This window comes from Candidatus Cloacimonadota bacterium, assembly GCA_019429305.1.
Taxonomy (GTDB): Bacteria; Cloacimonadota; Cloacimonadia; order Cloacimonadales; family JAJBBL01; genus JAHYIR01.
In genome coordinates, this window is the sequence record JAHYIR010000022.1 from 1 (window position 1) to 14882 (window position 14882).

Here is a 14882-nt window from a genome sequence, read left to right on the forward strand (position 1 = left end):
AGGAAGCAGAACCGATTGACTTGGGCCAGCCATCTATGTCGGTTCCCGTTACTGTTGATATAGCATGCAGTGAACCACCACTCGTATTGAAGATGATCTCTTTATGCCCATCTCCATTCAGATCTGCTGATGCCGGGGACGATAAAACAGCTGCACTAATAGTTACAGGAAAACCGGGAAAATCTGTGCCGTCATGATTGAGTATGATCAAGCGGGGATTGCTAAACGTCAAGGCAACGATCTCCAGGTTGCCGTTATTATTGACATCAACCAACATTGGATTAGAACGTAGCTGACCACCAGCATTATATTGAAAGAGAATATCACCGCTCGGGTTTACACAGTTGATCAGTCCTGTCTGACTGTTGGCAATGATCTCTGTAGTGCCGTTGTTATTCAGATCGGCAGCGGCAACTGCTGCACTGATGTTAGAACCTAAATTAACCGGAAAGCCCGGTAAAGGTGTCTTGTTATGTTTTAAAGCCCATAAGTCACCTTGCGAATCACCAAAGATGATCTCTCTTCTTACATCACCATCCAGATCGAGCAGCAGAGCCGAAGAGTTGGAGGTTCCGGATAGAGCAAATGGCCAATTGGCTTGCTGCAGAGAAAGTTTAACTTCATAATCAAAAGATGCTTCATAAGGGAATGGATTGCTCTGATTAGCAGTGATCGTAAGTATGAAAGGTATTGTTAAATTTGATAAAGTTGCCTCTGTTGTGAAACGGAAGGGATTGGTAGTATTCAGAACGACAGAGCCACCGTCTATATTTGGAAAACTTACCGTATCGATCAAGATCTCGACACCGGGTGCTTCAGTAGAAAGAGTAGCAGTTACACTTGTAGCTGTTAGCCAATATAGGTCATTGTATAGAGCAAAAATAAGGTTTATTTCTTCTCCCGGATTGGGAACACCATCACCGTCACCACTATATTCAAGTAAAGTATGTTGATAGATAGAAAGGTGTGGGATCTTATCATACATGGTAGCTCGGTAAGCATTTACCCTACCAGCTCCCAATAAGCCTGCATAATCAGGATTAAGATCATCTATATAATCAGAGGTAAACATAATTCTATCTCTAAGATCTAACGGCAGAATCTCAGGATGAAGTGATTTAACTAAGGCAGCAACTCCAGCTACAATAGGAGATGACATTGATGTCCCACTTGTTGAGTAGTAGGTATTGTTTCCCCAAGTAGAACGAATATTGACTCCTGGTGCGGATATATCGATTGGTACACCATAGTCAGAAAAATTTACCTTGATATCATTTGGATCGGTAGCTGCAACACAAAAAGCGTTCACGGCATCGGCCGGATAATCTTGATACGATGCATTATGTTCCATATTACTATTGCCTGCGGCTGCAACAACCAGCGAACCTAAATTAGTAGCATAATTCACTACAGAGTTGGCATAGGTTCCACTCCCGGGACCACCCCAACTACAATTGATAATATGAGCACCGGATTGTGCTGCATACTGTACTTGCTGATAAGCATACTGAACTCCGCCACTTGGTGCATTTGAAGGTGCTCCCTTACATGACATTAATGAGACATTCATGGCAGTACCTGTTACACCAATGTTGTTATTACCTACTGCTCCAGCACAACCGGCAACATGGGTCCCATGTTCATTGCCTGGAAAATTCTGATAGGGGTTATTGTTGTTCTCAACAAAATCCCAACCAATAACATCATCAATAAAACCATTACCATCATTATCGATCCCGTCTCCACCATAGATCATACCGTTTACCCAGTCAATGGTTATCCCGGGTAGTTCTGCCTCATTGATCCAGATATTATCTGCCAGATCGGGATGATTCCACTTAACTCCTGTATCTGTTATGGCAACAATAACCTCACTGCTTCCTTGTACATAGTTCCATGTTTGAGGCATACTAATTCTGGGATGATGCCATTGCAGATTATATTCAGGATCGTTAGGTATAAATCTTGTCCTATTGATAGTTTCGTATTCTGCAAACAAGATATCTTTCTCATTTACTAAAGCAATCTGAGCACTCTCTATGTTATCATTGGATTCTAAAACTATTCGGTATATGTTTTGGATATGGATCCCATTATCATGCCAATCAAGATGGGTGACTGAATGATGCATCTGCACTAGATCAACCACGCGATACTCTTCAGCTATGCGGTTGAAACTCTGCATGTGGGTAACGACAATACCATCATTACGAGTAAATTCGATCTCCCCATATCTATTCCCTATTGCATCCCTCGAAAAGGCAACAATAATAGATCGTGGATAAAAATATTCTTCAATAAAAGGCAAACCTTCTGCTGAAAGGAGTCCGATCATCAAAGTAAAAATAGTTATCTTTATTAGTATTTTTAACATGTTGTTAATTCCCCTTAAAATTATAACCAGCACCTACTTAGAAAACAAGTAGGTGCTGGCATTGATTAACACTATTATTTCAAAAGCATCATTCTTCTGTTGATGATCTGTCCATCACTCTCCAGACTATAGAAATAAAGACCACTGGAGACATTAATGCCTCTGTTGTCAGTTCCATTCCAGACTGTCTGATGGGTACCAGCATTTAAATAGTCATCTACAAGAACCTTTACTAACTGACCTTTAACATTATAAACACTCAATTTTACATGAGATGCATGCGGAAGGTTCATTTTGATGATAGTCTCAGGATTGAATGGATTTGGATAGTTGGTTACAGTAAGTACGTCATTACTCGGGATCAATATCTCATCAACATCGGAATATCCTGCTAGTATTGCTCTGATCATGAAGTTTCCGTTCTGGAATTGTGACCACGGATTCGTAGTGATCTTTATATAGCTATTTCCAACACTATCCTCATCAACACCAATAGCTGAAGAATTAGCAGATTCTAGAATACCGACAAAGAAATATCCATCTTCTAAATAAATAGGTGTTCCTTCCGGTATCGGGATAATATTCCAACCTAACTGTATCTGATTAGCTGGGAAAACAAACTGTGCAATAGCAAATTCACCGGGGAAGCCATCTTCATCTTCCCACACTTTTATAACCATAGGCGCAGTTCTAACAGTTTCAACATATATCTTTAAGTGAGTTAGTTGTACTTCATTGATTATATTCGGCATAAACTTAACTGCTAAATGGCTATTATTGCCTACATTATATCCTGATTCAGCTGTACCGTCATCATAAGCTAATTCCTCTGATGTTGCCGGAATGACAAATGCTGATGCTACGTTTGAGTACCCAGATTCACTTGTACCATAAAGAGCTGTAACAACATAGTAGTTAACTGCTCCCTCTTCAGGATTTTGATGTACAAAGTTTGTCTCAGTTGCATCTGTTGTTCCAATACTTGTGTATCCTGCTCCAGAGGAAAGAGAGTGATAAACATTGTAACCGGTAATCTCTTCTCTTTGCAGATGCTTAACTACAGGTTCGCCAGTTCTTATGTCCAGGATCTCGACTAATGCCTGAATATTCCAATTAGCATCTATAGCACCACCAGAAGCAGTGTATAAGCTTTGCCATCCACCAGCTCCCATTCTAATCATATCACCTTTGCCAGGAACATGAGGACCTGAGTCGCAGCCAGCAGGAAACTCTCCTGCTACATGCTCTACATTATACCCCACCCAATAATCTTGTCCAAACTCAAGATAAACAGGTTCAGTAAGAGTTAATTCATTCCATTGATTGAAAGTGAGTCCTGTCAAAGCTTGATTATAAACTACTTCATTACCACTTACCCCCTTCCAAATATATAATTCGTATGAAGTTGTAGCCACAGAAGATCTGGGAAATATTTTAACTGTAGTTATATAACCACCAACATATGGCTCCATATCCTGTCGGGAGAAGAAAGCAGCAACATCAAAAGTTCCATCTGCAGTCAAACCTATACCATCAAAATTAATACCATCATCCCAATGAATCCAACCTTCTGAACCGCCAGCTCCGGGAGGTGACCAAGATAAGTTAACCTCTTGCCCTTCAGCTTCGGCTGTTAGATTAATTGGAACAGGAAGATACTCTGAATGATAGATAGTATAGTTATCGATCATCAAACCTTCACCAACTGGGGTGTGGTCTATCGATCTCAAGAATATTCTGAACTGAACCGTCTGTCCGGCATACTCAGAAATATAACCGTCTAATGAATAGGCAGATATCATAGAAGTCCACATATCTGGTACGTCAATATAGACATAGTTTGGATCTCCAGGAATATTATACGGATTACTCATTGCATACCATGAGAAGCCGGCATCAGGAGATATTTCCCAACCCCAATAGTCACAATTTGGGAAAAGATTTGTATCTCCATCTACAGCCCCTCTGACCATAAAGTCGACCCTAATATCGCCACTTGAAGGTAGAGTTATTGGTTCTGAAACCAGATAATTCATCATTAAGCCATCGTAAGATCCTTGATCATTTTGACATACTGCTGCATGCGGTGGTGATGGTGGTAAAGGAGTTGGAGTTCCGATATGCCATAAATCTCCACCGACAGGAACGACACTGGAAGCTACCATACCGTGTGTTTGATTGTCATTAAAATCATGATCAAATGCTCCTAACGCTATATTGTCAACCATGATACCGAACCAGGAAGGATTTTCTGTTGTGTCAGCGGCAGGATCTGATGCAAAAGCAAATCTTATTCTTACATTTTGTCCAACATAGCTGCTCAGATCAAAAGAGGCATCAACCCAACCATCAGAACTGCCACCCCAACCGGGTACACCAACACCTTCTCCATGAGAAACACCGAAACTGTACATTGATGTACAATTATAAGCCGGAGTACCATTGATAACTGTCCATGTATTCCCACCATCAGTAGAAATACGAATATTTGCTCCATCCCAACCGTCATATTGTTGATATGTTTCGGGGGGTTCCATATTATAATTCAACTTAAAAGTTAACGTGCTATTACCTGCTGTAACAGCAATCTCAGGGGTATCTAAAGCTAGATACTGCAGATTTCTATATCCACCGATCTCAGGATCACCCATCCACCAAGAATAACCTACTCCACCATAAGCATTCCAATCTGTTAAATGCCACATTGCAGCGGGTAGTGTTCCATCAACGGAATACCAACCATTCCAACCACTTTCAAAATCTTGCATATAGAATACTGTCTCTTCCCTTAAAACATTTTGCTCATTTCTTAATGATCCTCGTAAATTTGCTGTTTGCCCTGTGAGACTAGCAACCTCAAATGCGTTTACTCCCGAATGAGGTGTCATAATTGAGTCAGCATAGACAACACCAAGAACGAAAACCATCAGAATAGCCAAAATCAAGTGTTTTTTCATTTCACTTATCCTCCATATTGTTTATAGTATGAACCATAGATAATTATTTAAAATAGACAAAGGTTTTCTTGTCAAACCTTTTTTTATCAAGGAAATGAGCCAACATCAGTACTCATAAAAACTTTCTTAAAATTACATATCTTTTCGTTAATAGATACTCAACATTTAATCCCCTGAACTTATACGATTGATTTGGAATATAAAAATCAGAGACTTCATTAAGTTTTAAGTTTCTTCTTTTCAGCAGCAGGGAAGAGTATGTTGTTAAGAATCAATCTGTACCCTGGAGAATTCTTATGTAATGATAGATTTGTTTCAGGGTCACCAATACGATGTGCATAATCTTCCGGGTCATGCCCTCCATAGAAAGTGAAAGTACCATTTCCTAAATTACCGTGGATATATTTTGCTTCATCTTCACCTGGTGATTCTCCTAAAATAATTACACTGCTCTTTATGTATTCCATATGATAGGAAGTAGTCTGACCTAAAAAACCATTTACTGTATTAGTATGATTTTGGGTGAGCATAGTAGGTACAGGATCAAACTTGGCAGAGAAGTCAAAGAGGACAAAATAGTCCTGTTCAGGACCTCTCAATCTAGCATAATTACTGGCATCGACACTTGAGTGTTCATAAATATAAGGATTAGTTGTAAGCGTGAAATTCTCAAAGGCAAAAGTACGTGAAAAATCTAATTTGCTTTTGTAATTGGGATCAACTCCATCACCATCAAAGGAAGCTTCAACTATATCAATCCCATATGCAGCTAAGGCAATTTCAAGAGTTTCTGTTGCGGCACACATAGCAAACAGAAAACCACCATTCTTGGCATATTGTCTAATCTTATCAGCAACATCATGTTTCAATTGCCAAACCTTTTGATATCCTAATCGTGCAGCCATGGCTTCATTGATTCTTACATCTTCCTGATACCATGCAGCAGTACGGTAACTACCATAAAACTTGCCGTATTGACCAGTAAAATCTTCATGGTGAAGATGTAACCAATCATAGTCGTCAAGCATACCTAGTAAGACCTCTTCGTCCCATAGAGTATCATAGTCAATTTCGGCATAAGTCAATGCCAAAGTAACTGCATCGTCCCAAGGGAGAGAATTTGGCGGAGTATAGATAGCTATTTGGGGTTCTTTTTCTAAAACCACTATGTCCATATTTGCTTCGTTGATAATAGAATAGATATTTGTAACTTCTGATGAAGAGACTCTTTCAAATCTAACTCCTCGTATATTACAAATGCCTTCAATTTCTCTCGAGTCAGGAATCAGAAAAGAACCACCTCGATAGTTTAATAACCATTGGACATTTATATCCTTTGTTAACGCATAAAAAGCTATTCCATATGCCTTTAGATGATCTGTTTGAGCTCCGTCCATTGGGATTAGTAACTCAGAAAATAAAGGATTAACTGCTAGAAAAACGATTACTATCAGTATGATTACCTTGAATAAAATCATTTGTAACCTCTTATCAGTCTATTAAATCGATAATTATCTCATTGGAAACAAAAAAACCTTCTGTTGTTAACTTTAAATAGCCATTATTAATTTTAAGAAATTTTTTGTGTTTGTCTATACCTTTGTGATATCGAGTTAAGAAATCTTCCCTAAAAGATCTCTTATAGCTCTCTAAATCAAGACCTTTAGTCATCCTTAAACCCTGGATAACAAAGTCTTTCTTCTTAATTGCTTCGTCCTGCTTCTCTTTATTAGGAAAAATTGTTTTAGATAGCACTTCTGAATAATAAGATTTTAGATCAGATGAATTGTGATAACGGTAATTATCTACGTAACTATGGGCACTACACCCAAAGCCGATGTATTCTCCATTCTTCCAGTAATTTAGATTATGCTGTGACATAAAATCCTGCTTCGAAAAATTGGATATCTCATAATGCTTATAACCTGCTTTTACCAATGTTTCTACTATACAACGATAGAACTTTGCTGTAATTTCATCGTTGGGCAATTTAGTCCCATTTCTGGCTAATGGTGCATCATCTTCGAGACTTAGACAATACATTGAGACATGTTCGGGTTTCAGTTCTATAACCTTAACCAGATTAAATCGAAGGTCTTTATATTCTTGATTGGGTAAACCATATATTAGATCACAAGATATATTATTAAAACCACTGTCCCGGGCTAACGAGAATGATTGATAATTATCTTGTCTGTTATGCAACCTGCCTAATAATTTTAACTCTTTATCGATAAAAGACTGCATCCCAAAACTTATTCTGTTAATACCACATTTTCTATATGCTGTTAACTTTGCGAAATTTACTGTTGCAGGATTGACTTCTATAGTAAACTCATGCAAACAAGATAAATCAAACAACTCAATAACATTCTGAATATCTTCTATATCCATTAAGCTCGGAGTTCCACCCCCTAAGTATATTGTCCGGGGTTTGATCTTAACTATTTGATGATATTTTTTGATTTCTTGTTTTATAAATTTGAGATACTCTTTGCTTATTTCTCTATTATACTCTACCGAATAGAAGCTGCAGTATCCACATTTACGAAGACAAAAGGGGTAATGCAGATATACTGAATTAATCATCTAATACTGGTAAAGATTCTCTCCCAACGGATACCATCTCTGCCTACGGACCAAAAGATGAATAACGGAGTTCCTGTGATATCCTTTCGGTCTAAATAACCCCAATGACGACTATCGGCACTATAATCTCGATTATCACCCAAGACAAAATACCTTCCCTCTGGGACTTCTACAGGACCATAAGTTGGCCTCAGATATGCTCTTGGAGCTGTAAATTGTTCATAACCACCATAATGAGGCTCCCCGTTAATATAGACAGTTTTATCAACAATATGAATCGTGTCTCCCGGCAAACCAATAACTCTTTTAACTACATTTTTTTTCTCATAGTAGGTAAAAAATGTTTTATCTTTACTCCAATATATTGGTGGAATCAGACGAACATATCTATCTCGTGGTTCAGGTTCCTCGGGATCAGCTGGATAACGAAAAGTTACAATATCTTCTCTTTGTGGCTCAGTAAAATAATATTTCAATTTGTTGGCTACAAGATAATCTCCAATTAACAGCGTGGATTCCATCGATGCTGTTGGTATCTTAAAATTCTGGAAGGTGTAGTTGCGAATGATCATCGCTACAACAAAGGCAAAGAGAATAGCTTCTAACCAATCCTGAACCCAATGCTTCTTACGAACTACTTTTTTCTTTTTTTTCATAATTCTATTCCTTAATTCTGTCAACTCACTAACTATGATTCTCATGTCAAGAAAATTGAATGCTTCTCTCCTACTGACCCAGGTTTTATATCAATGGTTTATAAAACTTTCTTCGAGAACTTCAAGCAAACTATAAGGAAAAGACATTAAAGAGTTAGTCCTGTTGTTAGTAATAAATCAAGCAAACCTCACAAATTGAAACCAAACTATCAAACTTATTGAACATGATCGCTGATCAGGATTGTTGTGTCTTCATTTTCAGCACTGTAATTTGATTTTTCATTAGCTCACATTCTTCATAAAAATACTCTCAGGGAAAAATATATTGCCTGTTTTCTTAAGCTTTTTATATTTGTCATTTGCTTCACAGCTATAGCACATGTTACGAATAAACGGAGGTCAACTAAGGAATTAGTATGAGCGAAAAAAGAGCATCTAATTTAAAAAGAAGAAGAGGAACAAGTTTAAAAAAACAAAATAGCTTTATTGCTTACAAAATCGCTGTTTTTCTTTTAGTCCCTCTTTTTGTTACTTATATCATTTTTTTGAGAGCAGAGGGAAGTATTACAGTACTACCGTTCATAATCGGTTTGTCGTTCATAGCTATTATCAGTGGATTCACTTTGAAACTAATTCAAACTATAATTGAACTCAGACAAAGAGAGAAAATACTACAGGAAAAAGAAAAAGAATATTGCTCTTTGTTAGAGAATTATCCAGATATCATTATCAGATTTGATAAACATCTTCGACATACTTTTGTCAGTCCAGCTCTGTCTCGATATACTAATCTCGACCCAGCCGATCTTATAGGTAAGACAATAAAAGATATTACTTCCCAATTCCCGGGATTTGAATCAGAATTGGATAGCTGGGAAAGAGCCATAAAAGAAGTTATGGATACAGGAGAGAGTAAGGATGGAGTTTACTTCTTTAAAGGGGAAACTGGTTCGTATTATTTACAAGCTAACTTAATTAGAGAACTAGATGAAGAGGGTAGAAAATATTCTGTTTTAGCAGTAATTAGAGATGTGACAGCACAAAAAGAAATTGAAAATAAGCTTACCGAAAGTGAACATAGAGCTCGCAGTTTATTGGAGAGAATTCCTAATATTGCTATTATGGGTTGGGACAGAAATCGAAGGATCGTCTTTTGTAATGACGCATGTGAAGATATCTACGGATACAAAAAAGAAAAGATAATCAGCTCTAAAATAGATGACATACTACTATTACCCGAGCAAAGAGAGAAGTTTATCGAAGCATTTGATAGATGGCTGAAAAATGGGAAAACGATCCCTCCACAAGAAACTATTCACAAAGGTAAAAAGGATACCAGTATAAGAGTATTCTCTTATTATACTAAGATCCAGAATACTCATGACGAGTCAGAATTTTTCTCTATTGACATTGATCTGTCAAAGATTGATGAGTTTTCAGATAAGCATGGAGTTAACAACAAACTATTAATAGAGCTATCTAACAATATTGATGAGATAATCTATGTTTCAGATATCAAGTCACATCAAATTCTATTTACCAATAAGTTTACACAGCAACTTATAGCTGATAAAGCTATCAACAATAAATGTTATCAGGCATTAAGAGAAAGCAGAGATCCATTTGTTATAGATTATAGCAAAAACTTTCTTCATGACGGTACCACAAACAGATGGGAACATTATGATCCTGACTTAGATTGTTACTATTTGGTAACTGAGAAGATTATCTCTTGGCAAAATAACCAAAAAGCAAAATTCAGCATGATTTTAGATATAACCCCTTTTAAGAAGATTGAGTTGGATCAAAAATTAGAAACCGATAAACTTCAATCAATCTTTGAAGGGTTTGGAGAAGGTGTTATTGCCATGGATACGGAAGGCAAGATTACATTAATGAATAAAGCGGCTGAAGAACTTACTGGTTGGAAATCACAAGATGTACAAGGTGATCATATAGATAAGGTGATAGTCTTATTTGATGAACAGTCTAACAAGCCATCAGATAATTCTATTTTACAAGTTATTGAACCAGATAAGATAAGTGGTGTTACTGATAATCCAATTATACTAACTAAAGATGGTAGAAAGAGAAATATTTATGTAAACAGCAGCCCTATACTTAACCAAAAAGACATTATTATTGGTGATATTATTGTCTTCCATGATATCACTGCCAAAAAACGTAAAGAACAAGAGTTAATAAAATCACAAAAGTTAGAGTCACTGGGAACATTAGCAGCAGGTATTGCTTATGATTTTAATAATCTTTTGAGTACTCTTTTTGGTTATATCGAGATGGCAATGGTATTCCACAACTCTAAGGAAAAAGTTGCTCAATACCTATCTAGAGCATTAGGTATTTATGAAAGAGCTACAAGTTTAACTGATAAGTTAATAACATTCTCACGTCGTGGTGTTCCGGATAAAAAGCCTCATTATATAAAAGATATTTTGGATGAAACAGCTAAGTTCGTACTGAGTGGCTCGAAAATTCGTTATAATATAGAAATCCCTGAAGATTTATGGCTATGTGATATAGATAAAACACAAATCCAGCAAGTCTTTAATAACATATTGATCAATTCTATGCAAGCCATGCCCGATGGTGGAGTAATAAACATTAAGGGAGAGAATATTCCCGGTTCTAATGCTCCTGAATGGACTAGTAAAACAGCTAATTATGTTAAAATTACAGTAATAGATGAAGGAACCGGAATACCTGAAAGTTATTTAGATAGGATATTTGATCCCTTCTTTACAACCAAACAACAAGGTAGTGGTTTGGGTTTAGCAACTGCTTATTCAATAATCGACAAGCATCATGGTAGCATAGATGTTTCTTCGGTTCCTGGTGAAGGAACAACCGTTAATGTTTTCTTACCAGCATCTAAATCAGCAATCCACGATCTTGATTCTGAAGAAGAAGTAGCAGAGAAATATGAAAGTAAAATATTGATTATGGACGATGATCCTATAATCATTGATACTGTGAAAGATGCTCTGGAAGAATTAGGATATACTGTAGTGAATTGTGCTAACGGATCGAAAGCCCTTCTAATATTTGAAGAAGAATATCTTAAAGGTGAACCTTTTGATCTGGTTATCTTTGATCTTACTGTCCCGGGTGAATTAGGTGGTTTAGAAACATTAAAAATTTTGAGTGAAAAATATCCGGATATCGTTGCCATTGCCACAAGCGGTTATTTAGACAATCCTGTTATGGCAGACCCGCAAAAATTCGGCTTTATCAGTAAAGTTGAAAAACCTTATAATATTGAAGATTTTATTGAATCAGTTCACTCGACTCTGAAAGATAAAAAATAACTTATATGGATATCTTTGCCGGTTTGGATTTAGGAGGTTCATCTCTTAAATACGGATATGGCAATAGCGTAGATGGATTAAAAGCATCCTATCACAAAAGCCATTATAATAGAGGACGTGAAGAGTTGTATAGTCTTCTAAGTTCTGCTATTCATCATATAAAAGGGAAAATCCAAGAATCTAATTCTTTAAAGGGGATTGCTTTAGGTACTCCAGGTTTTATTGACCATTTAACAGGTGATGTCGTTGGCAATTGTCCAAACCTGAACAACTGGGTTGGAGCTAATCCAAAAACATTTCTTGAAGACAAATTTAACATACCTGTTATAGTTGAGAACGATGCCGATCTAATGGCTTTTGGAGAGTCAGATAGAGAGAACGGTACTCAATCGCTATTAGGAATAACTGTTGGAACAGGTATAGGAAGTGGCTTTGTTGTTAATCAACAAATATATCACGGAGCACATAATTCTGCTAACGAAGTAGGTCATACAATCATTGAACAAAATGGGATTCAATGTCTTTGTGGGAAAAGAGGATGTCTTGAAGCTTATGGATCAATTCCCGCTATTGAAGCGAAAGCTAAATCAATGTTTAGTAAAATACAAAGTATTGAGCTAATTCTCCAAACAAGTAAAGAGAATCGCGAGTACTCTTCATTTATAAAAAGCATATATGACAAGCTCGGTATAGCTATTGCAAATGCTGTCACTATTATAGATCCTCAGGAGATTATAATTGGTGGCGGTTTGACTGAATGTCCTAGTTTTTCTATCAGTCCGCTTAAAGAATCAATTAGGTCATTTCTTAATGAATATCAAAGAAATCGTGTAGTTATCAAAGAAGCAAAATTAAAGAATAAAGCAGGTGTTTGGGGAGGTATAGTTCTTGTCGAAGAGTTTATAAAACAATAGTTAGAGTTACTTTAATCTGTTATTATATTTTGATATATCACAAATTCTTCAATATCCTCTCCCTCATAAAAATGCACTGATACTATAGATAATCACCTAAGTTTATTTATGAATTCTATTATACTCATTATAAATCCATCTGATAATGGCAAATCAGGATCACCATAAGTACTTATGTTCTCCTGCATATTCATTGAAGATGATCTAAATACATGATTCATGTTATCGATTATCATCAAATCAGCTTTAGGGTTGCTACTTGCAAGAATTTGGGCATCTTCTACTCCTACCTGTAGATCGGTTGTTCCTTGAATTATTAAGATGGGAATATCCAATTCCGATAACTCTGAAGAAGGATTAATTTGCATCTGGGATATTAAATATGGTTGAATCTGAGGTCGAAAGACTGGATATAATTCTTTACTAACTTCAGGCACTTCTTGACCTCTACGTAATGATGAAATAATATCTTCTCCTTCTGATTTGTAGGGTTCTGGCTGTCGGGCAAATTGTTCTAATAATACATCAGCCATATCTCTACCTGCACCTGCTGCTGATATTAATCCTGAAACTTCCTCTCTTTGTGCTGCTAAAATGCTTAACAACGATCCCTCACTGTGACCAAATAAAATGATCGAAGAAAAACGCAAATCTTCTTTTAATAGTTCTAACCAATTGATAATATCCAATACATAATTATCTATTTTTAAATCAATTTCATCTATATGTGCTTCTCGGCTCTTGCCCACACCTCTTTTATCATATCTAAGAGTTGCGATCCCGGTATTTCTTAATTCCTCAGCAATCTGACGATAGAAGTAACCTTTACCGGATATGAGTGGATTGTTACCATCTCTGTCAGTCGGTCCCGAACCTGCAACAATAATGACCAAAGGAAATTCTGCTTCTCTATCTGGTATTACTAAACTACCATATAAGATTCCTTTATTGGTATCAACAGATATTTCAGTTTCTCCTTCTAATGGTCCGAATTCAATACTGGAATCTCTAATAACACTCTTCTCTCCTCTAATCAAATGGAACAGACCATTTACTCCTGCTTGAGAAAAGGTTCCGCTGATATATCCCTTCTGCATAATCCCGGAAAAAGCAGCAATTGTCCCAACATCGAGTTTAAACTCTATTTCAGGAAAGCTTATATCTAAATCATATACTTCCAAATCTTTTTGCAATTGTTGTGGTATTGACAATAAGCCAATAAATTGATCATCTTTTTCACTAATCTCTAAATGAATCTCTAATTCAGTATCCATAACTCTTATTGCACCAATCCAAAAGCCAATATACTGACTATTGCTTGAATATAGCCCAGATATTGATAACAACACTAAACAGAACAGTAAGACCAAGGTTTTAATTTTTTTCATTTTTCCCCTCCTCTCTTTTCTTTCTTTTCTTGCAAAAAAACAGTATAGGAATAGATGATCGGGTAGAATAATAGAAATCCTAAAACCCCGAAAGTATGTATCAATGATAAAGTAGATGTGAAGTGAATAAAACCGCGTATGATCATTAAAATACCCCCGATGACAAAGGCAAAACCACTGACCCGATGAGTTTTATGCCAATTCTTTTCAGATGTTAAAGTCCAAGGTGTTCTGACACCGGCAAAGAAATTTGAAGGTATCTTGGGTAAGATATTACCCAAGAATATAAACAACAAACCAATCAAGACGAAGATCACATTTTCACCCTTCAAATATTGAAAGTCAATTGCCCATAAAAGCATATACAAATGAATGATCATCAGGAAAAAACTCACAATAAATGTTAGATTGGGTAGTATAGAATCAAATCTCCCCGGATTTCTTCGATATCGTGGTGAATAAAGAGGAAACAAGACAAAAGCTAAGACCAAAAAAGCATTCAAGTTCAATAAGAACCACAATCCAAAGCCTTTTCCTGAATAGGCTATATCCCCTTTATAATCCCACTGACGCGGTATCAAAACATCAGAGCTCAATATAACATTGAAATATAAAACTATAATAAGATGAATTATTATTATCAATATAGACCACTTAAAACGTTTGATTCTCTCCATA

General features: G+C 36.5%; 9 protein-coding genes. 2 read left to right on the plus strand and 7 right to left on the minus strand.

The features are described from left to right. From K0B81_07815 to lepB, 5 genes are all read right to left on the minus strand, one after another. Positions 1–2374 (minus strand): S8 family serine peptidase (locus K0B81_07815; protein ID MBW6516501.1); only part of this gene is annotated, 2374 nt, incomplete at its 3' end. 74 nt (positions 2375–2448) lie between these two features. Beyond that, positions 2449–5331: an immune inhibitor A gene (locus tag K0B81_07820; GenBank protein MBW6516502.1), complete on the minus strand. Its 2883-nt coding sequence runs from the start codon at positions 5329–5331 to the stop codon at positions 2449–2451. A 218-nt stretch (positions 5332–5549) separates the two neighbouring features. After that, positions 5550–6809, minus strand: a complete 1260-nt coding sequence (locus K0B81_07825) for an asparagine synthetase B (protein MBW6516503.1) — start codon at positions 6807–6809, stop codon at positions 5550–5552. A 13-nt stretch (positions 6810–6822) separates the two neighbouring features. Next, complete coding sequence (gene hemW / locus K0B81_07830; protein MBW6516504.1) at positions 6823–7920, minus strand: radical SAM family heme chaperone HemW; 1098 nt, start codon at positions 7918–7920, stop codon at positions 6823–6825. Beyond that, positions 7917–8621: a signal peptidase I gene (lepB, locus tag K0B81_07835; GenBank protein MBW6516505.1), complete on the minus strand. Its 705-nt coding sequence runs from the start codon at positions 8619–8621 to the stop codon at positions 7917–7919. The genes hemW and lepB overlap by 4 nt, the downstream gene beginning before the upstream one ends. A gap of 371 nt (positions 8622–8992) precedes the next feature. Here lepB and K0B81_07840 point away from each other — a divergent pair, with 371 nt between their 5' ends. Beyond that, positions 8993–11902 (plus strand): PAS domain S-box protein, encoded by a 2910-nt coding sequence (locus K0B81_07840; GenBank protein ID MBW6516506.1) that lies wholly within the window; start codon positions 8993–8995, stop codon positions 11900–11902. Positions 11903–11907: 5 nt separating this feature from the next. After that, positions 11908–12816, plus strand: a complete 909-nt coding sequence (locus tag K0B81_07845) for an ROK family protein (protein ID MBW6516507.1) — start codon at positions 11908–11910, stop codon at positions 12814–12816. Between the two features lie 92 nt (positions 12817–12908). On the opposite strand, the gene K0B81_07850 is transcribed toward K0B81_07845, so the two are convergent. Both K0B81_07850 and K0B81_07855 read right to left on the minus strand, forming a co-directional pair. Then, positions 12909–14204 (minus strand): alpha/beta hydrolase, encoded by a 1296-nt coding sequence (locus K0B81_07850; protein MBW6516508.1) that lies wholly within the window; start codon positions 14202–14204, stop codon positions 12909–12911. After that, on the minus strand, positions 14201–14881 hold the full coding sequence (locus K0B81_07855) for an SdpI family protein (GenBank protein ID MBW6516509.1): 681 nt from the start codon (positions 14879–14881) through the stop codon (positions 14201–14203). Before K0B81_07855 ends, K0B81_07850 begins: the two co-directional genes overlap by 4 nt. Position 14882 lies beyond the last annotated feature (1 nt).

Coding starts and splice junctions, on each gene's coding strand:
- K0B81_07820 (MBW6516502.1), bottom strand. CDS start 5,331: ATGAAAAAACACTTGATTTTGGCTATTCTGATGGTTTTCGTTCTTGGT.
- K0B81_07825 (MBW6516503.1), bottom strand. CDS start 6,809: ATGATTTTATTCAAGGTAATCATACTGATAGTAATCGTTTTTCTAGCA.
- hemW (MBW6516504.1), bottom strand. CDS start 7,920: ATGATTAATTCAGTATATCTGCATTACCCCTTTTGTCTTCGTAAATGT.
- lepB (MBW6516505.1), bottom strand. CDS start 8,621: ATGAGAATCATAGTTAGTGAGTTGACAGAATTAAGGAATAGAATTATG.
- K0B81_07840 (MBW6516506.1), top strand. CDS start 8,993: ATGAGCGAAAAAAGAGCATCTAATTTAAAAAGAAGAAGAGGAACAAGT.
- K0B81_07845 (MBW6516507.1), top strand. CDS start 11,908: ATGGATATCTTTGCCGGTTTGGATTTAGGAGGTTCATCTCTTAAATAC.
- K0B81_07850 (MBW6516508.1), bottom strand. CDS start 14,204: ATGAAAAAAATTAAAACCTTGGTCTTACTGTTCTGTTTAGTGTTGTTA.
- K0B81_07855 (MBW6516509.1), bottom strand. CDS start 14,881: ATGGAGAGAATCAAACGTTTTAAGTGGTCTATATTGATAATAATAATT.